The sequence below is a fragment of the Hymenobacter psoromatis genome, from assembly GCF_020012125.1.
Taxonomy (GTDB): Bacteria; Bacteroidota; Bacteroidia; order Cytophagales; family Hymenobacteraceae; genus Hymenobacter; species Hymenobacter psoromatis.
In genome coordinates this window covers 2,569,407-2,595,951 of the sequence record NZ_JAIFAG010000001.1, presented here as the reverse complement: position 1 = coordinate 2,595,951, position 26,545 = coordinate 2,569,407, and the positions used below count along the sequence as shown (strand labels likewise).

At 61.5% G+C, this 26,545-nt stretch carries 20 protein-coding genes; 9 read left to right on the top strand and 11 right to left on the bottom strand.

Translation table 11 applies throughout. From position 1 onward, the window contains the following. Positions 1 to 61: 61 nt before the first annotated feature. From LC531_RS11310 to LC531_RS11285, 6 genes are all read right to left on the bottom strand, one after another. Positions 62 to 1,429: an MFS transporter gene (locus LC531_RS11310; RefSeq protein ID WP_223650400.1), complete on the bottom strand. Its 1,368-nt coding sequence runs from the start codon at positions 1,427 to 1,429 to the stop codon at positions 62 to 64. Between the two features lie 141 nt (positions 1,430 to 1,570). Continuing rightward, positions 1,571 to 2,230 (bottom strand): beta/alpha barrel domain-containing protein, encoded by a 660-nt coding sequence (locus LC531_RS11305; protein ID WP_223650399.1) that lies wholly within the window; start codon positions 2,228 to 2,230, stop codon positions 1,571 to 1,573. 164 nt (positions 2,231 to 2,394) lie between these two features. After that, positions 2,395 to 3,408: a sugar kinase gene (locus LC531_RS11300; protein WP_223650398.1), complete on the bottom strand. Its 1,014-nt coding sequence runs from the start codon at positions 3,406 to 3,408 to the stop codon at positions 2,395 to 2,397. Between the two features lie 194 nt (positions 3,409 to 3,602). Continuing rightward, entirely contained in the window at positions 3,603 to 5,048 is a 1,446-nt protein-coding gene (gene uxaC, locus LC531_RS11295) for a glucuronate isomerase (RefSeq protein ID WP_223650397.1), read from the bottom strand. 169 nt (positions 5,049 to 5,217) lie between these two features. Continuing rightward, entirely contained in the window at positions 5,218 to 6,867 is a 1,650-nt protein-coding gene (locus tag LC531_RS11290; RefSeq protein WP_223650396.1) for a UxaA family hydrolase, read from the bottom strand. Positions 6,868 to 6,988: 121 nt separating this feature from the next. Further along, on the bottom strand, positions 6,989 to 8,521 hold the full coding sequence (locus LC531_RS11285; RefSeq protein WP_223650395.1) for a tagaturonate reductase: 1,533 nt from the start codon (positions 8,519 to 8,521) through the stop codon (positions 6,989 to 6,991). Positions 8,522 to 8,941: 420 nt separating this feature from the next. Between LC531_RS11285 and LC531_RS11280 the strand changes: the two genes are divergently transcribed. Next, positions 8,942 to 9,973 carry a LacI family DNA-binding transcriptional regulator gene (locus LC531_RS11280; protein WP_223650394.1) on the top strand — a complete coding sequence of 344 codons (1,032 nt, stop codon included), beginning with the start codon at positions 8,942 to 8,944 and terminating at the stop codon, positions 9,971 to 9,973. Between the two features lie 173 nt (positions 9,974 to 10,146). Here LC531_RS11280 and LC531_RS11275 read toward each other — a convergent pair whose 3' ends face one another. Further along, positions 10,147 to 11,010 (bottom strand): fumarylacetoacetate hydrolase family protein, encoded by an 864-nt coding sequence (locus LC531_RS11275; protein ID WP_223650393.1) that lies wholly within the window; start codon positions 11,008 to 11,010, stop codon positions 10,147 to 10,149. Positions 11,011 to 11,201: 191 nt separating this feature from the next. Between LC531_RS11275 and LC531_RS11270 the strand changes: the two genes are divergently transcribed. Then, positions 11,202 to 12,011 (top strand): phosphatase PAP2 family protein, encoded by an 810-nt coding sequence (locus LC531_RS11270; protein WP_223650392.1) that lies wholly within the window; start codon positions 11,202 to 11,204, stop codon positions 12,009 to 12,011. A gap of 100 nt (positions 12,012 to 12,111) precedes the next feature. Here LC531_RS11270 and LC531_RS11265 read toward each other — a convergent pair whose 3' ends face one another. Then, on the bottom strand, positions 12,112 to 12,411 hold the full coding sequence (locus tag LC531_RS11265) for a hypothetical protein (protein ID WP_223650391.1): 300 nt from the start codon (positions 12,409 to 12,411) through the stop codon (positions 12,112 to 12,114). Between the two features lie 311 nt (positions 12,412 to 12,722). Between LC531_RS11265 and LC531_RS11260 the strand changes: the two genes are divergently transcribed. From LC531_RS11260 to LC531_RS11230, 6 genes are all read left to right on the top strand, one after another. Continuing rightward, positions 12,723 to 13,643, top strand: coding sequence for a DUF3078 domain-containing protein (locus LC531_RS11260; protein WP_223650390.1), 921 nt, complete (start codon positions 12,723 to 12,725; stop codon positions 13,641 to 13,643). Positions 13,644 to 13,753: 110 nt separating this feature from the next. Next, the gene (locus LC531_RS11255; RefSeq protein ID WP_223650389.1) at positions 13,754 to 15,733 is read left to right on the top strand and encodes a TonB-dependent receptor plug domain-containing protein; all 1,980 of its coding nucleotides are present in this window, start codon (positions 13,754 to 13,756) and stop codon (positions 15,731 to 15,733) included. Between the two features lie 140 nt (positions 15,734 to 15,873). Beyond that, on the top strand, positions 15,874 to 16,779 hold the full coding sequence (locus tag LC531_RS22705; protein WP_262903279.1) for an EamA family transporter: 906 nt from the start codon (positions 15,874 to 15,876) through the stop codon (positions 16,777 to 16,779). 179 nt (positions 16,780 to 16,958) lie between these two features. Next, the gene (locus LC531_RS11240) at positions 16,959 to 17,465 is read left to right on the top strand and encodes a hypothetical protein (protein WP_223650388.1); all 507 of its coding nucleotides are present in this window, start codon (positions 16,959 to 16,961) and stop codon (positions 17,463 to 17,465) included. 520 nt (positions 17,466 to 17,985) lie between these two features. Next, positions 17,986 to 18,429, top strand: coding sequence for a hypothetical protein (locus LC531_RS11235; RefSeq protein ID WP_223650387.1), 444 nt, complete (start codon positions 17,986 to 17,988; stop codon positions 18,427 to 18,429). 109 nt (positions 18,430 to 18,538) lie between these two features. Next, positions 18,539 to 21,109: a type IA DNA topoisomerase gene (locus LC531_RS11230; RefSeq protein ID WP_223650386.1), complete on the top strand. Its 2,571-nt coding sequence runs from the start codon at positions 18,539 to 18,541 to the stop codon at positions 21,107 to 21,109. A gap of 461 nt (positions 21,110 to 21,570) precedes the next feature. Here the strand turns inward: LC531_RS11230 and LC531_RS11225 are convergent, their stop codons facing one another. Then, positions 21,571 to 22,440, bottom strand: a complete 870-nt coding sequence (locus LC531_RS11225; protein WP_223650385.1) for a restriction endonuclease — start codon at positions 22,438 to 22,440, stop codon at positions 21,571 to 21,573. Positions 22,441 to 22,518: 78 nt separating this feature from the next. Here LC531_RS11225 and dgt point away from each other — a divergent pair, with 78 nt between their 5' ends. After that, positions 22,519 to 23,907, top strand: coding sequence for a dGTP triphosphohydrolase (dgt, locus tag LC531_RS11220; RefSeq protein ID WP_223650384.1), 1,389 nt, complete (start codon positions 22,519 to 22,521; stop codon positions 23,905 to 23,907). 103 nt (positions 23,908 to 24,010) lie between these two features. Here the strand turns inward: dgt and LC531_RS11215 are convergent, their stop codons facing one another. Beyond that, complete coding sequence (locus LC531_RS11215; protein WP_223650383.1) at positions 24,011 to 25,156, bottom strand: putative sensor domain DACNV-containing protein; 1,146 nt, start codon at positions 25,154 to 25,156, stop codon at positions 24,011 to 24,013. A 240-nt stretch (positions 25,157 to 25,396) separates the two neighbouring features. Beyond that, on the bottom strand, positions 25,397 to 26,530 hold the full coding sequence (locus LC531_RS11210) for an FAD-dependent monooxygenase (protein WP_223650382.1): 1,134 nt from the start codon (positions 26,528 to 26,530) through the stop codon (positions 25,397 to 25,399). Positions 26,531 to 26,545: the final 15 nt, after the last annotated feature.

The following is a 26,545-nucleotide window of genomic DNA, read 5'->3' as shown; positions in this document are numbered from 1 at the left end:
AAGAACAGACTACACAACAACCCGCCCGGCCAGAGGTTGGGGCGGGGGTAGGGAGGTGTTATTACCCCCGCGCGGAAGTAGGCTCGTCAAGCGTGATAGGCTCCATGCGCGGCACCAGTGCGAATATCAGCACCCAGGCGAGCAGATACGCCGCGCCGCAAATCAGGAACATGATGAAATACGCGTGGTCGAGCCGGCCAATAGCTTCGTAATGCACAAACAGGCGCTTCTGCACCAGGGCCGTGAGCGCAATGCCGCCCATGCCGCCTGCGAAGCCGCCAATGCCCGTGACCGAGGCCACCGCCCGCTTCGGAAACATATCCGATACGGTAGTGAAGATGTTGGCGCTCCAGGCTTGGTGGGCCGCCGCCGCAATGCCAATTACCAGCACCGCCAGCCACATATTCATGGTTCCCAGCCACTGCGCAAACACAATTGGAAACACGCAGAACGCAATCACCAGCATGGCCATCTTACGCGCCTGGAAGGCCGGCATGCCGCGCCGCATAAAGCCCAGCGGCAGGTAGCCGCCGCCCACGCTGCCGATGCTCGACAGCACGTACACGGCCGCTACGGGCAGCGCAATGGCCGTGCCCGTGAGGTGGTATTGCTTGGTCAGAAAGTCGGGCAACCAAAACAGGTAAAACCACCAGATAGGGTCGGTAATGAACTTGCCGATGACGAAGGCCCAGGTCTGGCGGAAGCCCAGCAGGGGCAGCCAACCCACCTTGGGCTTCTCTTCGGTTACGCCTTCGGCCGGCAGGCCCACCGGAATATCGGCGTTGATGTAGTCAAACTCGGCCTGGCTCAGGCGGGTACTGTTGGCCGGCGTGTCATAAATGAGCATCCACAGCACCAGCCACACAAAGCCCAGCGCGCCCGTAACCAGAAAGGCCGACTGCCAGCCCCAGTGCTCCGCCATCCACGGCACCGAAAGCGGGGCGATGATGGCCCCCACGTTGGAGCCCGAGTTGAAAATGCCCGTGGCCAGCGCCCGCTCACGCTGCGGAAACCACTCGGCGGTGGTCTTGATGGCGGCCGGGAAGTTGCCAGCCTCCGTCAGCCCCAAAAAGCCCCGCGCTATCCCAAAGCCCAGCGTGCTGCTCACCAGCGCGTGGCCCATCGCGGCCACGCTCCACAGCGCCGTCGAAAGCGCATAGCCGATTTTGGTGCCCAGTTTGTCAACAATGCGTCCTACCCCAATCATGCCCACTGCGTAAGCCAGCTTAAAGGCAATCTCAATATTGGCGTAATCGCCCGAATTCCAGTCAAATGCCTTTTCCAGATACGGCTTCAGCAGCGAGATAACCGCCCGGTCGAGGTAGTTGATGGTGGTGGCGAAAAACACCAGCGAACAGATGGTCCAACGGTACCGGCCGATAACCAACGTGTCGGTGCCCGGCGGCGAGCTGCGAAGGATGGGATTCATAGGGTAGTGAGTAATGGGCAATGGGTAATCGCCTGTCCTTGCGAGCCTGCGAAGCAATCTTTCCTGGTCGTCTGCTCCTCGCCAGGCAAGTGGCGCGCCTCTAAAGGAAAGATTGCTTCGCAGGCTCGCAAGGACAGGCGATTAGTAGGTGCCAGACACCTTGCTCCGTAAAAACTGCATTAGCGGGGCTACGCGGGCCGTAATGGCAGCCGGGTCGCCTACCCCCTTAAAAAGCTGTGAACCGATGCCCACCACGTTCACGCCCGCGCCAAACCACTCCGTGAGGCTGGCTTCGGTGGGTTCGACGCCGCCCGTCACCATGAGCTTGGTAGTGGGCATGGGGCCGCGCAAAGACCTGATGTAATCGGAGCCCACGAAGTTGCCGGGGAATATCTTGACGATTTGCGCGCCGAGCTGCGTGGCCGCGTGTATCTCATTGAGCGTCATGGCACCGGGCAGCCAGGCCACGTCATGGCGCTGGCAGACGGCGGCCACGTCGGCCGTTGTCACGGGCTGCACCACAAAGGCCGCGCCGGCCGCGATGAAGCGCTGGGCATCGGCCGCCGTGTAGATGGTGCCGATGCCCAGCACCAGGTCGGGGCAGTCGGTGGCAATCAGCTTGGCCAGCTCCTGAAACACCTCGAAGGCATTGGCCCCGCGGTTGGTAAACTCGAAAACGCGCACACCGCCCGCGTAGCAGGCCCGCACTATTGATTGCGCGTAGGCCGCATCGGCGTGGTAAAAAACCGGCACCAGCGGCGCTTGCAGCGTGCGGGCGATAACTTCTGAGGAGGAAAGCATAAAGTAAGCAGAAATGGCATGGGGCAAAAAGAACGTTATTCCGAGCTTGCCGAAGAATCTCGCTCGCGCCGCTTGCGAATCGTTCGGGTGTCGTTCAATAATGCGAATGAGATTCCTTGGCAAGCTCGGAATGACGTTCTTTTTGGCGCTTTAATACTTGAAAGTCAACGCAGCAAGCGCCCCGTCAGGTTGCCCTGCATAAGGTGCTCGACTTCGGCCGGCGTCACCAGGTTGATATCACCGTGAATGGTGTGCTTGAGGGCCGAGGCGATGGTGGCGAACGAAAGCGCGTCGGCCTGGCTCTCGTAGGTGTTGGAACCGTAGATGAAGCCCGAAATGAATGAGTCGCCGCCGCCAATGCGGTCCACCACGGGCGAGATGTCGTAGAACGGCGTCTCCAAAAACTCGCCTTGGTCCCACAGCAGGCCGCAAATGCGTTCGTGCGAGGCACTCTGCGTCTGGCGGCGGGTCGCAATCACGCGCTTGATGTGGGGGAAGCGCTGGGTCAACTGCTGGCTCATCGAGCTGAAGCCGTTGTCCGAATTGGCCTCGGCCTTAATGCCAAACAGGTCGTCGGCATCGCCCTCAGTACACACCACGATATCGCAGCCGGCCACGAGGTCGGGCATCACGTCCTGCGCCCGCTGGCCGTACTGCCACAGGTTGCGGCGGTAATTCACGTCGGCCGAAACGGTGAGGCCCAGCCGGCGCGCGGCCGCAATGGCATCGGCCGTGGCCTGGGCGGCGGCGGCCGAAATGGCGGGCGTAATGCCCGTCCAGTGCAGCCAGCCGGCATCTTTTAGAATCTCCTCCCAGTTGAAAGCCTTCGGGTCGAGGTGGGCAAAGGCCGAGTCGGCGCGGTCGTATATGATGCGGCTGGGCCGCAGCGAGGCACCCACTTCCAGAAAATATAATCCCAGGCGGTGGCCTTCGGTGAAGAGGCAGTGGCTCGTGTCCACGCCGTAGCGGCGCAGGTGGTTGGCGGCCGCGTGGCCCAGCTCATTGGCCGGGAAGGCCGAAACGTGGGCGGCCGGCACGCCCATTTGGGCGAGGGCGGCGGCCACGTTGGCGTCGCCGCCGCCGTAGGTTATTTCGAGGGTAGCGGTCTGCGGCAGCCGGTAGTTCAGCGGCGGCGAGAGCCGCATCATTACTTCGCCGAAGGTGACGACTTGCTTCATCAGGGAAGGGAAATTGGCGAGCGCTTAGCCTTCTTTGCAGGGGGTAGGCCAGGCGCTAGCCACGGGAATAGGAATTGAAAGGGAGGCCGTTAAGATGCTGGAAAAACGTAGTCTACTCCACTTTTTTAATGCAAACGATACCGATAGTCAGCTTCGCGGTCACCTATTAGGCAAAATAAAACTCTAGTAAACAACTAGTTAGCGCCAAAATATTCCGCACTTGCCGGCGCGGCGGCCGGCGCAAAGCCAAAGTAGTCGCGGGCGTTGCCGTAGCTGATTTTTTCGACCAGCTCACCCAGCCAGGGCAATTCCTCGGCGGGCAGCTCGCCGTTTTCCACGTCGCGGCCCAGCAGGTTGCATAAGATGCGGCGGAAGTACTCGTGGCGCGGAAACGAGAGGAAGCTGCGCGAGTCGGTGAGCATGCCCACGAAGCGGCTCAGCAAGCCCATGTTGCTGAGCGCGTTGAGCTGCTTTTCCATGCTGTCCTTCTGGTCCAGAAACCACCAGCCCGAGCCAAACTGCATCTTGCCGGCCACCGAGCCATCCTGAAAGTTACCAATCATGGTGGCAAACAGGTCGTTATCGGCGGGGTTGAGGTTATAGAGAATCGTTTTGGCCAGCTTGTCCTGGGTATCAAGTCGGTCGAGGAAGCGCGACAGCGCCCTACCCTGCTCAAAATCGCCAATCGAGTCCCAGCCCGTGTCGGGGCCGAGCTGGCGCAGGGCGCGGGTGTTGTTGTTGCGCAGCGCCCCCAGGTGGAACTGCTGCGTCCAGCCCTTCTCCCAGTCCAGCTCGGCCAGGAAAATCAGCATGGCCGACTTAAACTGCTCTACCTCAGCGGCGCTCAGCGCCTGCCCGGCGCGGGCCTTGGTGAAGATGGCCGCTACCTCCGCCTCCGTATAATCGGCGACGTAGAGCCGCTCCAGGCCGTGGTCGGAAAGCCTACCCCCCTGCGCGGCGAAGAAGTCGTGGCGCTGGCGCAGCGCCGCCTGCAAATCGGCGTAGGTTTGAATCCCTACCCCCGCCGCGGCACCCAGGCGGTCGAGGTACTGGTTGTAGTCGGGCGCCTCGGGCGTCATGGCCTTGTCGGGGCGGAAAGTGGGCAGGATGCGCGTGCCGAAGTCGGTGGCCGCCAGCGCCTGGTGGTATTCCAGCGAGTCGGCGGGGTCGTCGGTGGTGCACACGGTCACCACGTTCATCTTGCGCAGCAGGCTCTGCACCGCGTATTCGGGGGTTTGCAGCAGCTCGTTGCATCGGTCGTAGATGCGGCGAGCACTGTTCTTATTCAATAATTCGGTGATGCCGAAGTAGCGGCGCAGCTCCAGGTGCGTCCAGTTGTAGAGGGGGTTGCGCACGGTGTAGGGCACCGTTTCGGCCCACTTCTCAAACTTCTCCCAGTCCGAGGCGTCGCCGGTCACGAAGCGCTCATTTACGCCATTAGCGCGCATGGCGCGCCACTTGTAGTGGTCGCCGTAGAGCCAGACTTGGGTGATGTTCTCAAACTGCCGGTTTTGGGCAATCTGGTCGGGCGGCAGGTGGCAGTGGTAGTCAATAATGGGCTGCGGCGCGGCGTGAAAGTGGTAGAGCTGGCGCGCGGTGGCCGAGTGCAGCAGGAAGTCGTCGGAGAGGAAGGGAGTCATTTCAATTATCAGTTATCAGTGAGCAGTTATCAATTGCTGGAGGAGGCAAAAAGAACGTCATGCTGAGCTTGTCGAAGCATCTCGCGTGCAGCACTAACTCAATCGTGAGGACGAAACGAGCGAGATGCTTCGACAAGCTCAGCATGACGTTCTTTTTTATCCTTAAAGACTACAAAGAAACGCCGCGCTTCCACGGAATAAAGTCGGTCTGGCCGTGCCTTACTGCGCTCACTTCCAAGCCGCTGGCTACCTGGATAACGTAGTCTAGGATGCGGGCGCCGGCCTGCTCAATGGTTTCGGCGCCGTCGATAACGGTGCCGGTGTTCACGTCGATGATGTCGGGCATGCGCTCGGCCAGCTTGGTGTTGGAGCTGATTTTGACGACCGGGGCGATGGGATTGCCGGTGGGCGTGCCCAGGCCGGTGGTGAAGAGCACCACGTTGGCGCCCGAGCCGACTTCGGCGGTGGTGCTTTCTACGTCGTTGCCGGGCGTGCAGAGCAGGTTGAGGCCGGGCTTGGTGACTAATTCGGGGTAGTCGAGCACGGCCACTATCGGCGACGAGCCGCCCTTGCGGGCTGCGCCCGCCGATTTCATGGCGTCGGTGATGAGGCCGTCGCGGATGTTACCGGGCGAGGGGTTCATGTCAAAGCCCGAGCCCACCGCGATGGCGCTGTCGCCGTAGGCTTTCATCAGCGAGGTGAAGCGCTGGGCCGTTTCGTGGTCTACCGAGCGATTCACGATTTCCTGCTCCACGCCGCACAGCTCCGGAAATTCGGCCAGAATGACCGAGCCGCCGAGCGCCACCAGCAGGTCCGAAACGTGGCCCACGGCCGGGTTGGCCGAAATGCCCGAAAAGCCATCGCTACCCCCGCATTCGAGGCCGATGGTGAGCTTACTGAGCGGCGCGGGCTGGCGCTGCTGCTGGTTGGCCTGCATGAGGCCGGCAAAAGTCTGGCGCAGGGCCGTGCTCACGAGGGCTTCCTCAGTGCCGATTTTCTGCTGCTCCAGCACAAACAGCGGCTTGCTGAAGTGCGGGTCGCGCTTGGCAATCTCGTCCTGCAACATGCTCACCTGCGCGTTCTGGCAGCCCAGGCTCAGCACCGTGGCCCCGGCCACGTTGGGGTGCGTAATGTAGCCGGCCAGCAGGCCGCACAGGCTCTGCGCGTCCTGCCGGATGCCGCCGCAGCCGCCCTCGTGGCTGAGAAACCGAATGCCGTCCACGTTCGGAAACGGCTTCGCCTTCTGGTGGCCCATTTCGGCCGAGTGCAGGTCGGTGGCTAATATTTCCTCTACCGACTTGCCGGCCCGCAGCAGCTCCAGCAGGGCCTGGGTCTGGGGCTGGTAGCTTTTGCGGCGGGCGTAGCCCAGGTCGTTCACCAAAGCCTCTTCGAGCACCTGAATGTTGCGGTTCTCGCAAAAAACCAGCGGAATAACCAGCCAGTAATTGGCCGTGCCTACCCGCCCATCGGGCCGGTGAAAGCCCATGAACGTGCGTCCCGCAAACTGGCTCACGTCGGGCGGGGCCCAGCTGTGCGGGTGCTGGCCCTCCTGGTACAACTCGGTGGCGTGCTTGATGTTGGCCGTCGTCAGCAGGCCGCCCTGGCCCACGGGGGCGGCCATGCGGCCCACCAGCACGCCGTACATGGTCACTTCGTCGCCGGGCTGCAAGGCTTGCAGGGCCAGCTTGTGCTTGGCCGGTATCTGCTCGGTGGTGGTTACGGTCAGCCCGTCCCAGGTTACGGGCGTGCCGATGGGCAGGTCGGTGAGGGCGACGAGCACGTTATCGGCGGGGTGAATTTTAGCAACTAAATGCTTCATAAGTACTTAACAAGTAGCAAGAAACAGTCAACAATTGCGTAGGTGATAAACTGATGAGAGCCTACCCCACCGCGCGGCCGCCAATAGTTGTTCATTGCTCCTCGCTAACTGCTCCTTGATATTAAACCGCCACCCGCTGGTTTTTATTCAACATGGCAGCTAAAGTAGCCGCCGCGCCCACTTGTTGCAGCTGCAACAGGTAGCGCGTCACGGCCTCGGCAAAGCCGGGTAGGGCCGTGAGGTCGGTATCCCACAGGCTCACGTCGCTCAGCACCTGCTGCACCAGTTCAATGGGCGCGCGGTGGGCCCACAGGTCAGCAAAAAAACCGGCCTGCTCGTCCTGAATCAGGTATTCCTGGCCCTGCGCCCCGCCGTACCAGTGGCCGCCGTCCTGGCGGGTGCCGCGCATAAACAGCAGGTAGGCCGCGAAGCCCAGCGCCACGTATTGCGGCACCGCCCCGAAACGCTTAGTGTAATGCAGCAAATCGGGCACCACGCGCAGCCGCAGCTTGGCCGAGTAGTTGAGGGTGATGGCCAGCCAGCGGTGCTCCACGGCGGGGTTGCGGAAGCGGTCGAGCACCTGCATGCCGAAGCGCTGGCCCACCTGCTCCTCAAGGGGGTAGGGAATGCCGGGCAGCAAATCGGCCAGCATCAGGTGGCGGATGTAGGCCAGCAGGTGGTCGTCTTCCATCGCCTCGCGCACGGTGCCTACCCCCCCCAGCACGGCCAGCCCGCAGGCCAGCGAGTGGGTGCCGTTGAGCAGGCGCAGCTTCAGCTCCCGAAACTGGTTGATGTCGGGCTGCACGATAATGCCCGCGTCGGCCTGCTCAAAACTCAGCACCGCCCGCACCCGCTCGCTGCCCTCAATGGCCCACAGCCGGTACACTTCCGACATGGTCAGCAGCTCGTCGGTGTAGCCCAGCTCCTGGGCCAGTTCGGCGGCGGCCGCGGCGGCGGGCGCGCCCGGCACAATGCGGTCTACCAGCGAGTTGCAGATACTATTAGCCGTTTCGAGCCAATGCAGAAAGCCAGGGTCGGGCACCTGGTTTTCGGCTAGCGTGCGCAGAATGCCGTGCAGCCTGGTGCCGTTTTCGGGGATGAGCTCGGTGGGCACGATGACCAGGCCCCTATCGGCGGCACCAGCAAAGGCTTCGTAGCGGGCCAGCAGCACGGCCAGCAGCTTGCCCGGAAACGAGCGTGGCGGCGCGGCGCGCACATCGTCGGCTTCGTCGAGCACAATGCCCACTTCGGTTGTGTTCGAAAAGACGATTTGCAGCGCGGGGCTGGTGGCCACTCGCAGTACGTCGGCCCACTGGCTCTTGGCCGAGAGCACCCGGCTGATGCTGGCGCACACCACGTTCTGGCTCACGTTCTGGCCGTCTTCCACGCCGCGCACGCACACCGTGTACAGGCCATTTTGGCGGGCAAAGGCGGTGGCGTCGCCGCCATCGGTGCTTTTCACTACCACCACCCGGCCATTAAAAATGCCCTGGCGGTTGGCTTGGTCAACGAGGAAATCGGGGAGGCCGCGCAGCAGCACGCCAGTCCCAAACTGGAGCACCTTCTCGGGCAGGTTGAGCAGCGCGGGGGGGGGTAGGGAAACGCCGGGCGCGGCTACCCCGCCGCGTACCAGTTCTTCGGATAAAACAGACATGCGGGCGGGGCTGAACTAGTAAGGAGAATAGGTTTTTACGAATCAGACCTTTATAGTTTAGCGCAGGGCAAAAGCACCAACTGCACAGCTAGCGTTTTTGCTCGGTGGCCAGGGCGGCTGAAAACAGCGAATAAGCTCATAAAGAAGGGGTAGGGCGGGTGAGATTTTGGAAGGAAGAAAAAGCGGGCCGTCGCGCCGGGAGCGTTAGCCAGGTCGAAGTTTAGCCATCAAAGCTCCCCAGCTAGCCATGCGGACCCGTTTTTATTTGTGCAATCGTTATCGGCAACGGTTACACGTTGCCTGGTGGCTACCCATATTGAATAGGCCGCCTACCCCCTCGCATGCAGCCAGCGGTTATCTTTAGCTGCGAAAGCCAACGCCTGGTTTTCGGTGAAAGATTGAATTTTAACAGGAATTCACTTGGGACCTGCCACGCTCAAAGACATTGCCAAGGAGCTGAACATCTCGGTATCGACCGTGTCGCGGGCGCTGCGCGACAGCTACGAAATCAACTCCGAGACCAAGCGGGTGGTGATGGAGTGCGCCGCGCGCCTGCACTACCGCCCCAATCCCATCGCCCTCAGCCTGAAGGGCGGCAGCAGCAGCAAGGCCATCGGGGTGATAGTGCCGCAGGTGGCTAATTATTACTTTTCGCAGGCCATCGATGGGATTGAGGAGGTGGCCAACCAGCGCGGCTACGACGTGCTCATTTTCCAGACCCACGAGGCCTACGACCGCGAAGTGGCCAACCTGCGCCAGGCCCTGGCCCGGCGCGTCGATGGCCTGCTCATCTCGCTAAGCAGCGAAACCAACGATGTGAGCCACTTGCAGGAATTGCAGCAGCAGGGCACGCCCATCGTGCAGTTCGACCGGGTGTCGGCGGCCCTGGACACGCCCCGCGTGGTGGCCGGCAACTTCGACGGGGCGTTTGCCGCCACCCAGCATCTGCTGCAATCGGGGCGGCGGCGCATCGCCCACCTCACCATTCAGCCCTGGCTCAGCATCACGCAGGAGCGCCTGGCCGGCTACCGCGCCGCCCTGGCGCAGGCCGGCGTGCCCTATGATGAGCGCCTGGTGCGCTTCGGCACCTTAGGCCCCGGCGAAATGGGGCCGCTCGTGGAGGAGCTGCTGGCCCAGCGGCCCGCCCCCGACGCCTTTTTCACGGCCAGCGACCAGCTGGTGGTGGGCTGCCTGGCCGCCCTGCGCCAGCGCCGCGTGCGCATCCCCGACGACGTGTCGCTCATCGGCTTCACCAACCTGACGGTGGCCGACCTGCTGTCGCCCCCGCTGAGCACGGTGGTGCAGCCGGCCACCGAAATCGGCCGGGTAGCCGTAGGCCAGCTGCTCGACCTGATTGAGAAGAAGCACCACGCGAACCCGCCCGCTACGCTCACCATCCCGACCACCCTGGTGCTGCGCGAGTCGTCGGTGCGGCCGGCGGTAGTGGCCTAGGCCGCCAGCGTGGCCGGGCCGGTCGCTACTGACTCAGGCCGCGTTTTCGCCCACCAGGTGCACGTGGTTTTTGCCCCTGGTCAGCGTCTCTTGTCCCTTGATACGTATTTGGTTTAATGATGATAGGCAGCGCAGTCGGCGAGCACGGCACCGAAGGCAACCAATACCAAACTTCAGTCGGTGGCGGCGGGGTAGGCGCGCACCACTTGCCGGGCCGTGCCCAGGCCCGTGATGCCCAGCTCCAGCACGTCGCCGGGGGCCAGGTAGCGCGGGGGCTGCTGGCCGCCGCCTACCCCGGCCGGCGTGCCGGTCGATAGGATGTCGCCCGGCAGCAGGGTCATAAACTGGCTGACGTAACTGATGAGGTAAGGCACGCTGAAAATTAAGTTGGCGGTGCTGCCTTCCTGCTGCGGCATATTGTTGAGGGTCAGCCAGATGCGCAGGGAGGCGGGGTTGGCCAGCTCGTCGGGGGTAGCGAGCCAGGGGCCGAGCGGGCCGAAGGTGTCGCAGCCCTTGCCCTTGTCCCAGGTGCCGCCGCGCTCCAGCTGGTAGGCGCGCTCGCTCACATCGTTGTGCAGCACGTAGCCGGCCACGTAGCTCAGCGCGTCGGCCTCCGCCACGTAGGCCGCCCGCCGGCCTATCACCACCGCTAGCTCCACTTCCCAATCGGTTTTCACCGAGCTGGGGGGGAGCACAATGTCGTCGCAAGGCCCGCTCAGAGCCGAAGGCGCTTTCAAAAAAATGACCGGTTCGGTAGGTAGGGGTAGGGCCATTTCCTGGGCGTGGTCGGTATAGTTGAGGCCCGCGCACACGATTTTGGAGGGCCGGGCCACCGGCGGCCCCAGCCGCGCGGCGGCGGGCACGGGTAGCAGCAGCTCGCGCTGCACGTCGAGGTAGGCCGCCAGGCGGCGCAGGCCGTCGCTGGCAAAAAAACGCTCGTCGTAATCTTCCCCAAAAGGGCTGAGGTCGTAGCGCTGGCCGTCGAGCACGATACCAGGCTTTTCGTGGCCGGGCTGGCCGTGGCGAATAAGGAACATGAGAGGGAATTAGGAATAAGTAGTGCAAGAACGGCTTGCGGACGAAGGAAGCCTTGCTCCAGGCAACGTTACCACCCTAGCGGCCGTCAGAAATGCATCAGGATTGCCGGGTAGGTTTGCCGGGGGCAGCAAAAAGACGCAGTTTGCGTAGAGCGCAGTCTGTTATCAAATTAGTGCTGATGTCTTCCTTTATGCTTGCTACCCGCGCCGGCCTGCTGGCCTTGCTGCTGCGCAGCGCGGCGCCCGCGCTGGCCCAGGTGCCCCTCCGGCCGGCCCCGCCTACCCCCGCCGATACCACCCACAAGTATGAGAGCCCCGCCGGGGTACCCGCGGCGGCCCACCAGCCGTTTCTCAAGAGTAAGGTGTTTCGGGCGGCGGCCATTCCGGCCCTGCTCATTGGCTACGGGGCGTACACGTTCAACGGCCACGGTTTTTATACCAACCAGGAGGCGCAGCGCGATATTCACCGGCTATTTCCTGCCTCCCAGACCCGCGTGGCCGACTACCTCATCTTTGTGCCCTACCTGGAGCTGGGGGCGGTTGAGCTGTTTGGGGTAGAGGGCCGCAATGACCGCCTCAACACGCTGCTGCTCATCGCCAAGAGCGAGGTAATTATGCTCAGCAGCACGTATATCGTAAAGGCGCTGAGCCACGAGGAGCGGCCCGACGGGTCGGATAACCTTTCGTTTCCGTCGGGCCACACGGCGCAGGCGTTTTTGGCGGCCAGCATCGTGCATACCGAGTTTCGGGACAAAAGCCAGTGGTACGGCATCGGGGCTTACGCCGTGGCTACCAGCGTGGCGGGCCTGCGCATGATTGTGGACAAGCACTGGCAGAGCGACGTGGTGGCCGGCGCGGGCTTCGGCATCCTGAGTGCCCACCTGGCCTACCTCACCCACCGCAACCGGTGGGGCCGCAAGTCCATCGGCCGCGACGTGAGCATTATGCCTACTTATTATGGCAGCGCCCCCGGCCTGAGCCTCACCTGGCGGCCACGGTAACCGCGCGGCAAGCTTCAGCCGGCCGTGGGGCGTTTGGGCAGCAATTGGGGGGTAGGGAAGCCACCTTGGGGCAACGCGAATTTAGCTACCTGGCCGGCTACTACCAGCCCCTGGGGTAAGGCTTGGTCGCGGGGGGTGGGCTGGCCAGGGTAGGCAGGTTCAGGATGGGAGCCCGGCGATGGGGCCGCCTCACCAGCAGCTGGCCTTTGCTACTCACCCACATAGTGGGTAGGCTACCGGCGGGTACTTTAGGCTGGCGCGGCGCGCGCCAACTAAAAAAAATCAGGTATAAGATGGCTAGTATCGGCCCGAACGCGATGGTACTAAGCAGGCGTAAGTGCCAGTACTGAGCGGAGCTGAGGGCTCCGTGATGGAAGAGAAAGTTAAGGAACGTCTCCATGCTTACTAGTACACGCGGGCGGTGGCTTTCGTGCCCCCACGAGAGCGGCTATTTTATTTTCTCGCGGCCTGGGTAGCTGGTTGTTGCCAGCACCTAGCGATGCGCCCGCAGGCCCGCAAAATTACGGAGCCGGTTCTGCGCTTTGGTAAGGGCTGCCGATGGCCGAAGCCACGAGTCAGCCCGACTACGAAGGTAGGCTCAGTCAGCTAAAGCTGCGCTTGACTGAAAAGGTTGATAGTAACTTATCCTCAACCAGTAATTTCGCGGTGCGGTACCGGCTGGAAACTTAACGGTCCGGAATCCGTCAGCTTATGAAAAAACTTCTTATACTGCTGGCTGCCTTCGGCCTGGCCGCGCTGGAAAGCCAGGCGCAGGTAGTGCCCCCGGTGCCGGCTCCCGCGCCTACCCCCGCCGACACGGCTTGGCACACCAGCCTCAAGGTGGGCCTCAACCTCAACGAGTCGCTGCTCTCCAATAACTGGAAGGGCGGCGGAGCCAGCTCGGTGGGCCTCAGCGGGCTCTTTAATGCCCAGGCGCACTACCGGCAAGGGCCGCGCAGCTGGGACAACGAGGCCGATTTTCTGTACGCCGCCCAGTATACGCGGGGGCAGAGCTACCGCAAAACCAACGACCGCCTCTGGCTCGATACCAAGTACGGCCACGCGCTGTCGGCGCATTGGAATGCCTTCGTGTCGCTGAACCTGCTCTCGCAGTTCGCACCCGGCTACGACTATACGGAGGCTACGCCGCGCCTGCTATCTGACTTTCTGGCTCCTGGCTACCTCACCAACGCCTACGGGTTTGAGTACCGGCCCAACGCGCGGTTTTCGCTACGCCTCTCGCCCTTCGCCCCGCGCCTGACCATCGTGCGCGACCCGGCCCGTTTCCAGACCCTACCCACCGATGTGGTGTACGGCGTGAACCCCGGCCACAGCACCCGCTGGGAAATTCTGGCGGCCCAGATTTTGGCCGAGCTGGAGCAGCCCCTGGGCCCGGCCGCCAACTTCAAGGCGCGCTACCTGCTCTTCACCAACTACGGCAGCTTCAGGGCCCAGGACATCAACCAGCGCCTCGACCTCACCCTTACGGCCAAAGTGTACGGCCTGCTGAGCGTAAATTTTCAGAGCACCGTGCTCTACCAGCACGACCAGGACTCCGGCATTCAATTCAGCCAGGGCCTGGGCCTGGGCTTGCTGCTGACGCGCCAGAAGCCGGTCGCGCCCGCCAAGTAGGGGTAGGGAAATCAGTTGTCCTGGCGAGCATGTTTTGTATTAAGAAAGAACAAACGTCTTCGCCAAACTAACCCGGCGGGGTACCTTTGCGGCCGTTTTACCTGCCGCCTATGCCCCGATTCTTACTACTTGCTGCGAGTGTGGCCCTGCCGCTGGCCGTTCGTGCCCAACAGCTAACCGTGCCCGCCGACACGGCCCGCCGCCTGGGCGAAGTAACCGTGTACGCCACCCGCCTCGGCCAGCTTGCGGGCCAAACCGGCCGCTACGTGACCGTGGTGCCCGGTAGCACCCTGAGCCGCTACCCGGTGGCCTCGCTCGACGACCTGCTGCGGCTGCTGCCCAATATCGAAATTCAGGGCCGGGGCAGCTTCGGCACCCAGTCCGATATTACGCTGCGCGGCTCGACCTTTAATCAAGTCCTGATTTTGCTGGATGGGATGCGGCTGAACGACCCGCTGACCGGGCATTTCAACGGGTATTTTCCCATCTCGCCGGCCGAGATTGAGCAGATTGAGGTGGTGCGCGGCCCCGGCGCGGCGCTCTACGGCCCCGATGCGGTGGGCGGCTTCATCAACATCGTGACCAAGACCTTCGCCGCTACCCACCGGCCCGACGGCACCGAGTTGGCGGGCACTTTCCTGGCTGGGGAATATGGCCTGAAAAGCACCAATGCCGGCTTTTATGGCCAGGACCACGGCCTGCGCCTGGCGGGCGGCATCCTCAACAACACGGCTAGCGGCCAGCTCCTCGACCTGCCCGGCGGCGGGCGCAACGACTTCAAGCTGAACACTTATTCGCTGTCGGGCGCGTATCAAATCACCGAGAAATTCAGCGCCGCCGCCCGCGCCAGCTTCGATAGGCGCGACTACAACGCCCAAAATTTCTACACGACCAACAGCGGCGACCGCGCCCGCGAAACCACCACCCGCGACTGGTACCAGGGCCAGCTGCGCTACCAGTGGAACGAGCGCGCCCGCACCGAGCTGTCCATCGTGGGCACGTCGAGTACCGACTTCTACGTGTATACGCCCACCACGGCGGCCAGCGACCACCTCATGCACTACCTCAACGTGCAGGGCCAGCATCAGCTGCAATTGTCTGATAAGCTGCGATTTACGCTGGGCGGCCAGGCCGACCGCCGCGCCGTGCAAAGCAACGACCGCGGCGACCACACCGTGTGGCACGCCGGCGCCTTCGCGGTGGCAGCCATCGCGCCGAGTCCGGGCCTGAATATCACGGCCGCCCTGCGCCTCGACCACGACCAGAACTACGGCACCGAAGTAGTGCCGCAGCTCAATGCCAGCCAGCAGGTGAGCGAACGGCTGACCGTGCGCGGGGCGGTGGGGAGGGGCATTCGGGCACCCAATTTTACGGAGCAGTACAACTCGGCCATCCGGCCCGGCGTGGTGCCCAGCGGCTTCAACGTGGGCAGCCCCGGTCTGCGCGCCGAGCGTACCTGGAACTACGAGGCCGGCCTCGACTACCAGCCCCGGCCGGCCCTGACGCTGCGCGGCACCTACTTCAACCGCTACGGCCGCAACCTGATTGACTACGTGGCCGCCTCGGGCAGCCAGACAATTGAGACGACGGGCTTCACCAACCTCAACCCCAACGCGACGTATCGCCTGGCCGAAAACCTGTTTGCGGTGACTACCCAGGGCATCGAAACCGAAGTGACGAGCCGCGCCCGGCTGGCCTCTACCCTGCGCCTCGATGGCAGCGTGGGCTATACCTGGGTGCACCTGGGCGTGGCCGGCGACGTGCAGTCGCAGTACCTCTCCAACGTGGCGCGCCACCTGGTTTCGGGCAATTTGAGCCTTGTTCATCAGCGGTTTACGCTGAGCGTGGGCGGCCTCTATAAAGTGCGCGCCGCCCAGCAAACCGTGCCCAGCGCCAGCACCAACCTGGCCGTGCTCACGCCCAGCTACGCCGTCTTCAACGCCCGCCTGGAGTTGGCCCTGCTGCCCGAGCGCGTGTGGCTGGTGGGCCAGGCCCAAAACCTGTTCAACGCCCACTACTCCGATTTGCTGGGTGCCCCCATGCCTACCCGCTGGCTCATGGCTGGCGTGCGCGTGGCGCTGAAGCGGTAGTGAAAAATAAGAGTTAAGGAGAACGGTCATGCTGACGAAGGAGGCATCTCGCTCACATCCTTGAACGATTGAATTTACTACCCCACGCGAGATGCTTCCTTCGTCAGCATGACCGTTCTCCTTAACTCTTAACTCTTAATTTGAAACCCGCCCCGCGCTTTCTACTTATCGCCGCCTTCGCGGCCGTGTACTTGCTGTGGGGCTCCACCTACCTGGCCATTAAATATGCCGTTGCCACGATGCCGCCTTTTCTGCTGGCGGGCAGCCGCTTCGTGCTGGCGGGTAGCATCCTGATGCTAGTCAGCCGCGCCTCGGCCACCTACGAACGGCCGACGCTGGTGCAGTGGCGCACGAGCCTGATAGTAGGTGCTATGCTGCTGGCGGGCGGCAACGGCCTGGTGGTGCTGGCCGAGCGCACGCTGCCTTCCAGCCTGGCGGCGCTGCTAATTGCCAGCGAACCGTTCTGGATAGTGCTGCTGAGCTGGTGGTGGCTGGGCCAGGCGCGGCCCAGCGGACGGGTAGTGCTGGGGCTGCTCCTGGGCTTCGCGGGCGTGTATTTGCTGGTGGGCGAGCAGCTGGCGGCCGGCTCGGGCCGGGCGCAGCTGGAGGGGGTAGGGCTGGTGCTGCTGGCGGCATTTAGCTGGGCAGCGGGCTCCATCTACGGGCTGCGCGCGCCGCGGCCCCGCTCGCCGGTGCTGGCCTCGGGGATGCAGATGCTGGCCGGCGGCGCGCTGCTGCTGGTGCTGAGCACGGCCACCGGCGAGTGGCGCGGGCTGCGGCCGGGCCAGTTTGGGGCGGCAGCGTGGCTGGGCTGGGGCTACCTGGTGGTGTTCGGCTCGCTGGTGGCCTTCACGGCGTATAGCTGGCTGTTGCAGCACGCCCCGCCGACGCGGGTGGCCACCTACGCCTACGTCAACCCCGTGGTGGCGGTGCTGCTGGGCTGGGCTTTGCTGGGTGAAAAAATGACGGTCCAGATGCTGGTGGGCGCGGCCGTTATCGTGGGCTCGGTGGTGCTCATCACCACCCACCAGAAAAAGGAGGGGTAGGGCGGGGCCGCAAGCTTTATTGTTGGGCGTGTCAGACTTCAGAATGAGACATTTTAAAAAATTAAAAATTGTAAATCAAGGGTTTATAGGAAAATAATCAGACTTCAGCGTTTTTTTATTGGGTTAGGTGATGTGAAAATGACTGCCGTATTTCGCAGAATAAATTTTCTCCCTAAGCTATGAAATACTTTTTCTTATTAATAGGCTTGCTGCTAGCCTTGCAGCCGGTTGCCGCGCAAGAATCCCGCCCGGCTTCCCCGCCCGATTCACCTGGCGTGTTGCTCCCTACCCCCCCGGCGGAATCCGATACGGTAGCGGCGCTACACCGGCTATTTGTGGCCAAGCGCCGGACACGGACTTACGTACTGGCAGGCACTGTTATCGCCGTGGTAATGGTAGCCATCGTAGTAGCATCGCAACCCGAAAAGCACGGTGGCAGCGGCGGCGGTTTTGCTCTCAGCAATGGTCCAATATTTAGCTCTGCAGACCAAGCTGGATTTGTAGTGGGTTTTCTGGGGGTGCCGCTGCTGACCACTGAATTGCTGGTCTACGGTAATTTTAGCCGCCGAAACGAAGCGCAGGCTCTAGTAGACTTTCGTGCCCACCAACTTTCGAAACACATCAAGCGTAAGCTCAAGGCCAAGCATTTTTGCCAAAATTTAACAGCCGACTTCCAACCAAACTGAGTAGACAAACTCGACCTTTTCGCACCATATTTTTGTTGATTGCCGAGCGCGCCGCCCGCATCTGCATAAACCTGTAGCTCGGTAAGATTACTGGGCCCTGCTGCCCGAAGCCCTCACGGCCCAGATGCTGGCGGGCGCGGCCGTTATCGTGGGCTCGGTGGTGCTCATCACCACCCACCAGAAAAAGGAGGGGTAGGGGAAAAGCTGATTTTATTATTGGATTTGTCAGACTCCTGAAAGAAATAGTTTAGGAATCAATAATTTATAAGGAAGCTGTTTAGGAAGTACAGGTAAACGGCACTCGGGGCGGGCTGCCGGCTTTTGGGCTGGCTGTCCGCTCTTTACCAGCACGAGCGGCGCGAATGGCGAGCGGACAGCCGGCCAAAAGCCGGCAGCCCGCCGCAAGGCTGACTTCCTAAACAGCTTCAAGATAAAAAGACAGAGTTTAAGTAACTTTTTTTGGGTTAAGTAATGTGAAAATGACTGCCGTATTTTGCAGAGTAATTTCTTTCCTTAAGCTATGAAATATTTTTTTCTGTCGATAGGATGGCTGCTAGTTTTTGGCCCGGCGGCCGCGCAACAAGCCCGACCAGCCTCCGCGCCCGATTTGCTTGGCGCGGCGCTCCCTACCCCCCCCGCGGCACCTGATACGGCGGCGGCCTTGCATCGGCTGTTTGCGGCAAGGCGGCGCAATATCAGCGTAGCGCTACCGCTTACGGTAGGTGCTGGAGCGGGGCTTTTTTTGGCAGTTGCTCATACTTCTGACGCAAAAGAGGGCTTAAATTGGACGTTGCTGGGCGTGATTACAGTAGGGTTCACAATTGGCGAGCTAGCTTCCATACCGAGGTATAGCAAAAGGCGTGAGGAGATGATGGCTGAAGATTTTAAGAGACATCGCTTGCCTGCCTCATGGCGGCGAGAGTTAAGGCAATGGTATTTCAAGCCGACGAAAACTATACCCTAAGACCGTTGGCTCCTTAAAGCCGACCTTTTCGCCACGTATTTTTGTTGATTAAAGCCAGCCCGCGCAGCGGGCGTATCCGCGAAATTCGTTTAATCCGTTTGAATCTGCGATGAAAGTTTGCCTGGCCGAAAAGCCCAGCGTGGCCCGCGAAATAGCTCAGGTTATCGGGGCCGACCGGCGCATGGATGGCTACTACGAGGGCAACGGCTACCAGGTCACCTGGACGTTTGGCCACTTTTGCCAGCTCAAAGAGCCCGACGACTACCGCCCCGAGTGGAAGCGCTGGAACCTGCACGACCTGCCCATGATACCCGAGCAGTTCGGCATCAAGCTCATGCGCCGCGACGAGGGGGTAGTCAAGCAGTTTAACACCATCAAGCGCCTGCTCGACGCGGCTACCGAAGTCATCAACTGCGGCGATGCCGGGCAGGAGGGCGAGGTCATTCAGCGCTGGGTGATTCACGAGGCCAAGTGCCGCAAGCCGGTGAAGCGACTCTGGATTTCGTCGCTCACGGAGGAGGCTATCCGGCAGGGTTTCAACAACCTGCGCGATGGGAAGGAGTTCGATAGCCTCTACCAGGCCGGGCGCAGCCGGGCGGTGGGCGACTGGCTGCTGGGCCTGAACGCGACCCGGCTTTTCACCCTCAAATACACGACCTACCAGGACAAGCAGCTGCTCAGCATCGGGCGGGTGCAGACGCCGACCCTGGCTTTGCTGGTGGATAGGCACCACGAAATCAGGAACTTCCGGTCCGAGCCGTACTGGGTGCTGAAGACGCAGTACCGCGATACCACCTTCACCCGCATCAACACCGAGGCCGAACAGAAGCAGGCCCAGGACGCGCCCGATGAGCAGAGCCGCCTGCGGGCGCTGGGCTACTTCGTGCAGGAAGAGGAGGCCACTAAAGCCCTGGAAGCCGTGAAGCCCGCGCCGCTCACCGTCACGAGCGTCGAAATTAAGAAGGGTAGGGAATCGCCGCCGCGCCTCTTTGACCTCACCAGCTTACAGGTGCAGTGCAACAATCAATTAGGTTTATCAGCGGAAGACACGCTCAAAATCGTGCAGGCGCTGTATGAGAAGAAAGCCGTGAGCTACCCGCGCGTCGATACTACGTTTTTGCCGGATGATATTTACCCCAAAATCCCCGGTATTCTGCGCGGCATCGGGTACCAGAATCTGACGGGCTTTTTGCTGGAAAGAAAGATTCCGAAGACGGTTAAGGTCTTCAATAACAATAAGGTAACCGACCACCACGCCATTATTCCGACGGGTAGCGGCGGGCCCAGCGGTGGCATGGAGAGCAGCGTGTATGACATCATCACGCGTCGCTTCATTGCTGCCTTCTACCCCGACTGCGAGGTGAGCAACACCACCGTGCTGGCCGAGGCTGCCGACTACCTGTTTCGGGTGCGCGGCCGCCAGATTCTCAGCCCCGGCTGGCGCGTGGTCTACGGCGACCCGACCCAGCAAACTGCCCCTAAGCCTACCCCCCCCGCCGGGGCCAGCCCCACCGGGGCCGAGGAGAACGACGACGTAGTGAGCACGCTGTTGCCCAGCTTTGCCAAGGGCGAGAGTGGCCCGCACCAGCCGCGCCTGGAAAGCAAGATGACCCAGCCGCCCAAGGACTACACCGAGGCCAGCCTGCTGCGCGGCATGGAAACGGCGGGCCGCAACATCGACGACGAGGAGCTGCGCCTGGCCATGAAGGAAAGCGGCATCGGCCGGCCCAGCACCCGCGCCGCCATCATCGAAACGCTGTTTAAGCGCAACTACGTGCGGCGCGATAAAAAGCGCCTCCTACCCACCCCCACGGGCATCGAGCTGATTGGGTTGATTGGAAATCCCACCCTGAAATCGGCGGAGCTGACCGGCCAGTGGGAGCAGAAGCTGCGCCAGATTGAGCGCAATGAGCTGCCCTCGGACCAGTTTTTGGAAGAGCTGAAGGGCCTGGTGCGCGAGATGGTGCAGGAGGTAAAAACCGACCGTGGCGGCCGCATGGTGTCGTCAGTGAAGAGTGAAGAGGTAGGCGGGAAGACCGAGCAAACGGCGAGCAGAAATACTGCCGTTTCAATTGGCACGCTGGTTACCAAAAATAACGCTTCACTCTCAACTCCTACCTCTTCACTAGGCCCCTGCCCCGCCTGCAAAACCGGCCACATCCTGCGCGGCAAAACGGCCTTTGGCTGCGCCCGCTTCCGCGAGGGCTGCCAGTTCCGCCTACCCATCGAAATACTCGGCAAGAAGCTAACCGACCCGCAGGTGAAAAGCCTGCTGGCCAAAAGCCGCACGCAGCTGATAAAAGGCTTCGTGACTGGCGCGGGCGAGAAAATAGACGGCGCGCTGACCCTCGACGCCAACTTCCAGCCCGAGCTGGTGCCCGCCGCCGAAAGCAAGCCCACCACCGCCACCGACCCCGGCCAGATTCCGTGCCCCGTGTGCCGGCTCGGCATCCTACTCAAGGGCAGTAGCGCCTTCGGCTGCTCGCGCTTCCGCGAAGACTGCCAGTTTCGCGTGCCCTTCGAGTGGGGCGGCAAAAAGCTGACCGATACGCAATTGCGCCAGCTCCTGCGCCGCGGCGAAACGGGCGTCATCAAGGGCTTCCTCTCGGCTAAAACCGGCAAGAAGTACGATGCCTCCCTCAAGATTGACGAGGGGCGCGTGGTGCCAGTATTTGGGTAGCGTGGTTTCATTCGCCAGAGCGCCCGGCCGGCGAAGCCCGCCCCGCGGCCGCGCCAATAACCCGAATGGTTGAGGGTAAAGACGCGGCCGAGCGGCTGACTTCATTAGCCGGACCAGTCTTTAATTTTCGATTTCCCGCTCCCGGCACCTACTACAGCGGTTTTCAGGCCAGTGTTTTAGAGCAGCTCCCAAGTCGGTGTATAAGGCGGGCTGCTGGCTGTTCGCTCGCTGCCAGACCGAACGGCGCGCCCGACGAGCGGACTGTGTCTTGGGCTTTTCTGCTAATTACCTACGCCACCGTGCGCTTATTGGGGAAAAGTAGTGAGCAGTAACAAACTGTTCATTATTCACTGTTTTTGCCACATCGCCAGCTTAACTAAGCATTCGTATTCGGCGCGAGTCAGCAGGCCGGAGGCAAATTTGACCAACGCAAACGATAGGGATAGGCGACCTATCTTATGTTAAAGATTTGTAAACCAAGCTGGATGTAGCTCAACTATCTCAACTAATTCGGTTTGAACACCAAGTTTAAACTCCTTTAATTTTTCGCACAATAATTCTCCATCGATTAAATCAATAGGTGGCGCACCGTCTCTCGTGGCCTCTTTAGTTGCCTCGCGGCTGAAAGTGCCAGTGGTAATAAACAACCCCTTATCAGCACGACCTTGCATAGCTCCACGGAAGTCACGGATTTGTCCAGAGCTGATAGAACCTTTATAGCGCTTGCATTGAAATATTACGTGGAAGCTTAAAAAACCACTAATACGCACGATGCCTTTGCCATCAATACCGCCATCGTTAGTTTTACCTGTTACTTCAACTTGTACGAAACCACTTTCGCGTAATAGTCTCTGAGTCAATCTCTCAAAGGCATCGGGTGGAATATTAAGAAGAATAATTAGAAGTCGCTCTTGCCAGTTAGGTGCTTCGTCTATGACTTCTTCAATAATTGGAACTTCAGCGTCGGCAGGTAGAGCACTACTATTTCTCTCGCCAGTCTTTTGTCTTGCAAGCTTCGTTATTTCAGCTGAATTGAGTTCACTAGCCCTCGTATTCGTTCTCACGAGTGCCCATACCTTGCGAGCTGAGTTTGTAATGATACCAGCTGCTTTCAAATGAGTTCTAGCCCAAGCTAGCCTGTACTCAATTTCGGAGCGACCATCTGCCCCATGTTGGATTTGTAGAGTCTGAGTCCCGAGTTCTAAAAGACTGTATACCTTTTCGTTAATTTCCTCGATAGTCCCTGAACCACCGAGTTGGATAAGTGCCTCAATGACTGGTTTGAGAAGATTGTCAGTGGTTGGAACATCAATATGTTTGCGGCGAGCCATCAGCAACCAAATATTTTGTAGTGACGCAGTAAGCTGTAAAGCTACTGTTAGTTTTGTGCCTCGTTGTTCATTGACAAAATGACCTGGCCGCAACTCCTCTCTACTCGCCGCTACCCCGACCGACCGGCCGAGGTGCCCATGCCCGGCCGCTCGCCCTACCTCGCTGATTATGACCGGGTAGTATTTTCGTCGGCCTTCCGGCGCTTGCAGCGCAAAACGCAGGTGATGCCGCTGCCCGAAACTGATTTCGTGCACACCCGCCTTACGCACTCACTCGAAACGGCCTGCGTGGGCCGCTCGCTGGGCCGCCTCTCGGCCCGCCGGGTGCTGGAAAATGACCCCGAAATTGCCCGCGCCCTGCCCGACTTTGCCGAGGACTGCGGCGACATTGTGGCCGCCGCCTGCCTGGCCCACGACATCGGCAACCCGCCCTTCGGTCACTCCGGCGAGGATGCCATTTCGGCCTACTTCGCCAGCCGGGCCGCCGAGCGCTTCACCACCGGCCTCAGCGCCGCCGAGCTGGCCGATTTACTGCATTTTGAGGGCAATGCGGCCGGCTTCCGCATTCTCACTCACACCTACCCCGCGCTCAGCAGCGGCTCGGCCGGGCTGGGGCTGACCTACGCCACGCTGGGCGCGTTCACGAAGTATCCGCGGCCCTCAGTTATTAATCCTGAGAAAAAGCAAAACGGGGCCAGCGAGAAGAAATACGGCTATTTTCAGGCCGAAAGCCAGCGCTTCCGGCTCGTGGCCGACGAGCTGAATCTATTGCCCAAAGACGTGGCGGCCGGCTTCTACCACCGCCACCCGCTGGCCTTTCTGGTAGAGGCAGCCGACGATATATGCTACCGCATTATCGACTTTGAAGACGGCCTCAAGCTGGGCCTCATCGACCACGAGCGCGGCCTGGCCCTGTTGCGCGAGCTGCGTGCCACCGCCCCCAGCGTTTCTCCTGCCCGCCCCAAAAGCAGCAGCAGTGGCGGCTTGCAGTGGCGCGCCTGGCAGGAGGAGCTGGGTTACCTGCGCGCCACGCTCATCGGCCAATTGGTGGACGAAACCGCCGGCCGCTTCGCCCAGCACGTACCTGCCATCCTGGCCGGTACCTACGACGCGCCGCTGGTGAAGGAGCTGCACGGCTACGCGCACCTGCAAGAGATTCAGCGCCTGAGCATTGAGCGCCTCTACCGCTCGCGCCCGGTGCTCGAAATCGAGGCCGCCGGCTTCGAGGTGCTCGGCGGCCTGCTCGATGCGTTTCTGTGCGCCATTTTCGATAAGCAAGTCAACCACCGCTCGCGTAAGCTGCTCGATTTGCTACCCCCCCAGTTCCGGGCCATTGGTCCGCAGGCCGGCGCGTCGGCTTATGAGCAGATTCTCTTGCTCACTGACTACGTAGCGGGTCTGACCGACCAGCACGCGCTGAGCTTGTACAAAACGATTAAGGGAATTGAGCTGCCCAGGGGGCTTTAAAGTACTTTATTGAAAGTAGGGTGCGGGGCTTGTGCCCGCCCGTCGTTGAACGAAACAGGCGCAAGTCGTTCAACGACGGGCGGGAGCAAGCCCCGCACCCTACTCACAGCAGCAGCACGTCGATGCGATGAGCATGAACCAGCTGCAATTCTTCTGACCATGAGAAGACGGTGAAATTGCCGTCCTGCGAGGCGACCAGGGCCAGGCTGTCGGGCTGGTCGTGCACGAACTGGGCGGCGGCCAGGTGGCGGGTGCCGCCGTTCTGGGCGGGGGGTAGGAGGGTAGCCTGATTACCCAGCACGGGCTCGGTGAGCAGGATTTGGGCCACGGACGAGCCATCGGCGCGGCGCGTTACCTTGGCCCCGAAGGCCAGTAGTGCGAACTGCCGCGTCACCACCGTGGCCCCGTCCACGGCCGTGAAGCCGCCGAGCACCTCAATGGCTTCGAGCAGGTTTTCGGGCCAGTCGGGGCGGTGGTGGTCGGGCTCGGCTAGTAGGCTGGCAATGAGGGCGTAGGGCGGCACCACGGGGTAGCTCAGGGGCTCCACAATGGAGGCGCGCCAGGCCTCGGAGCCGGGCGGCACCACCAGCAGCAGGCCGCCGCGGCCGTGCGCCCGCATGGCGCGGGCCAGCTCCAGGCGCACGTCCACGGCCGGGCCGTCGTGAGCGGCAGCCACTCGCGCAATGTTCGGCAGCGAGGCGCGCAGGGCGGGGTAGTCGGCCAGGCCCTGGGTTTCCTCGTCCACCACCCGCACGTGGTCGCCGCGCAGCACGGCCACGTTCACAAACTTGCCGAAGCCGTCAGCCCGGCGGTGCTTGGCCACCAGCAGGCCGGGCTCCACCACTTCCAGCACAAAGCACACCGGCGGCACCCGGCTGGCCGTGCCCCACAGGTAGAGGCCCTCCTCATCGTACCCTACCCCCAGGTGCACGCCGGGGTGCTCCACGGCCGGCGCTAGCTTGATGAGCGACTGCGGCGTGAGGCGCAGCCGGTGCCCAAACCGCAGTGGCTGCTCGGCCTCCTCGGGCGTGAGCAGCGCCAGCGAAATGCGCGGCGGCCGGCCCTCCTCGCGCCGCAGGCTGGCCCAGAAGGCCACGTCAATCAGGGCTTCAAGCAGGGCGGCGGGCGGAGTGGGGGGTAGGGCCGGGGCATCGGGCAGCAGCAGCGCCGCCGCCCGGTGCTGGGCAAAGTGCGTTTCGAGGTCTGGGGCCACCATGCGGGCGGCCAGATAGGTAGGTTCGGAGAGCATGGAAAAAAGCGGCAACCAGCGGCGTGTGGCCGGTGAATAAGCACAACCGGGAAAGTAGGCCGAGGGCTTGGCAAGGGCCAGAAAAATAATTAGGCAGAAGGTAAGCAAAGCCGTTCGTCATGGTGAACTGGCATTGCGCGCATCAAGCCGCGTTCAGCGCACCCACACGATGCTCGCGCTGGTCGGTTCGGGTGCGAGGGAGCCTTGATGCGGACCAAGCCATTGCGCCAGACCTACCCACTACAGCGGTGCTATCTGCGCGTTTCGGGTGCGAATAGCTTCTTCGGTTTTGGGGACGAAAAAAGTGCTCAGCATCGTGACGGCGGTGGCTTGCGTTTCCTCCACAAACGGCCGCAGCGCGTGGTTGTACGCTTGAAACGCCGCGTCAAAATTACCGTCGTGCGTTGCCAACGCATCCGCTACGGCCACGGCACCAGTCATGGCTAGCGAGGCCCCAATGCCCGCCGCGGGCGACGCACAATAGCCGGCGTCGCCCACCAATGCCACGCGGCCTTTGGTCCACGAGGGCATCTTTATTTGGCAGAATTTATCAAAGTAAGAAATGCCCGCCTCCGCTACTTCTGCCAGTAATTCAGCGGTTCGCCAGCCCATGCCGGCAAACTGTCTCAGCACAATTTCTTGTTGCTGCGCGGCATCCCGGTAATTGTATGGAATTTCTTGCTCGGAGAAAAACCAAAAAATAATGTCGGTTTTCCCATTGTACGCATTTAGCAGCACGCCCTTGCCCGGCGCACTATACAGTTGGGCGGTGTTTTGTGCTAGCAACAAGTGGTTGACGATGGTGAGCGACGCATAGTGCTCCATAAAACAGGAGTATTCCGATTCGTGCCCAAACCATAGCTGTCGCACGCCAGAATGCAGCCCATCGCAGCCAAATACCAAGTCGAAGGCGCGGGGGGAGCCTTGTTTGAACGTCACGTGGATAGCGTCGGCAGTTTCGCTCAGCCCCGTGATGCGGTTGTCAAACAGGAAATCAACCGTATTCTGGAGCGCACCCAGGAGAATAGTTACCAACTTATCCCGCTCAATCTCGATTTCTTCGGGGTCGTCGTCCGAAAGCAATTCGGGCCCCTCTGGAGGTAGCAGCGGGTTTTCTGTCACATCGTCGGCATTTTTAAATTCAAACTGCAAGGGTGGTAAGCGATAGGCTTTCAACTGCTCAAAAATGCCCATGCGCCGGGCGCTAGCCAGGGCTGCGCCCTGCACATTAATGGCCGCCCCGCCCAGGCGGGGTTCGCTGGCCAATTCTATCACCGTCACGTGGTAGCCCAACTTATTCAGCCAGTAGGCGGTGGAGAGTCCGGCGATGCTGGCACCCGCGACGAGTACTTTTTTTTCGTTTGCTGATTCCATTTTCAGAGGATTTTT

Coding starts and splice junctions, on each gene's coding strand:
- LC531_RS11265 (WP_223650391.1), bottom strand. CDS start 12,411: ATGGAGACGTTCCTTAACTTTCTCTTCCATCACGGAGCCCTCAGCTCC.
- uxaC (WP_223650397.1), bottom strand. CDS start 5,048: ATGACTCCCTTCCTCTCCGACGACTTCCTGCTGCACTCGGCCACCGCG.
- LC531_RS11305 (WP_223650399.1), bottom strand. CDS start 2,230: ATGCTTTCCTCCTCAGAAGTTATCGCCCGCACGCTGCAAGCGCCGCTG.
- LC531_RS11285 (WP_223650395.1), bottom strand. CDS start 8,521: ATGTCTGTTTTATCCGAAGAACTGGTACGCGGCGGGGTAGCCGCGCCC.
- LC531_RS11260 (WP_223650390.1), top strand. CDS start 12,723: ATGAAAAAACTTCTTATACTGCTGGCTGCCTTCGGCCTGGCCGCGCTG.
- LC531_RS11225 (WP_223650385.1), bottom strand. CDS start 22,440: ATGGCTCGCCGCAAACATATTGATGTTCCAACCACTGACAATCTTCTC.
- LC531_RS11275 (WP_223650393.1), bottom strand. CDS start 11,010: ATGTTCCTTATTCGCCACGGCCAGCCCGGCCACGAAAAGCCTGGTATC.
- LC531_RS11230 (WP_223650386.1), top strand. CDS start 18,539: ATGAAAGTTTGCCTGGCCGAAAAGCCCAGCGTGGCCCGCGAAATAGCT.
- LC531_RS11235 (WP_223650387.1), top strand. CDS start 17,986: ATGAAATATTTTTTTCTGTCGATAGGATGGCTGCTAGTTTTTGGCCCG.
- LC531_RS11310 (WP_223650400.1), bottom strand. CDS start 1,429: ATGAATCCCATCCTTCGCAGCTCGCCGCCGGGCACCGACACGTTGGTT.
- LC531_RS11300 (WP_223650398.1), bottom strand. CDS start 3,408: ATGAAGCAAGTCGTCACCTTCGGCGAAGTAATGATGCGGCTCTCGCCG.
- LC531_RS11215 (WP_223650383.1), bottom strand. CDS start 25,156: ATGCTCTCCGAACCTACCTATCTGGCCGCCCGCATGGTGGCCCCAGAC.
- LC531_RS11270 (WP_223650392.1), top strand. CDS start 11,202: ATGCTTGCTACCCGCGCCGGCCTGCTGGCCTTGCTGCTGCGCAGCGCG.
- LC531_RS11255 (WP_223650389.1), top strand. CDS start 13,754: ATGCCCCGATTCTTACTACTTGCTGCGAGTGTGGCCCTGCCGCTGGCC.
- LC531_RS11210 (WP_223650382.1), bottom strand. CDS start 26,530: ATGGAATCAGCAAACGAAAAAAAAGTACTCGTCGCGGGTGCCAGCATC.
- LC531_RS11290 (WP_223650396.1), bottom strand. CDS start 6,867: ATGAAGCATTTAGTTGCTAAAATTCACCCCGCCGATAACGTGCTCGTC.
- LC531_RS11240 (WP_223650388.1), top strand. CDS start 16,959: ATGAAATACTTTTTCTTATTAATAGGCTTGCTGCTAGCCTTGCAGCCG.
- dgt (WP_223650384.1), top strand. CDS start 22,519: ATGACCTGGCCGCAACTCCTCTCTACTCGCCGCTACCCCGACCGACCG.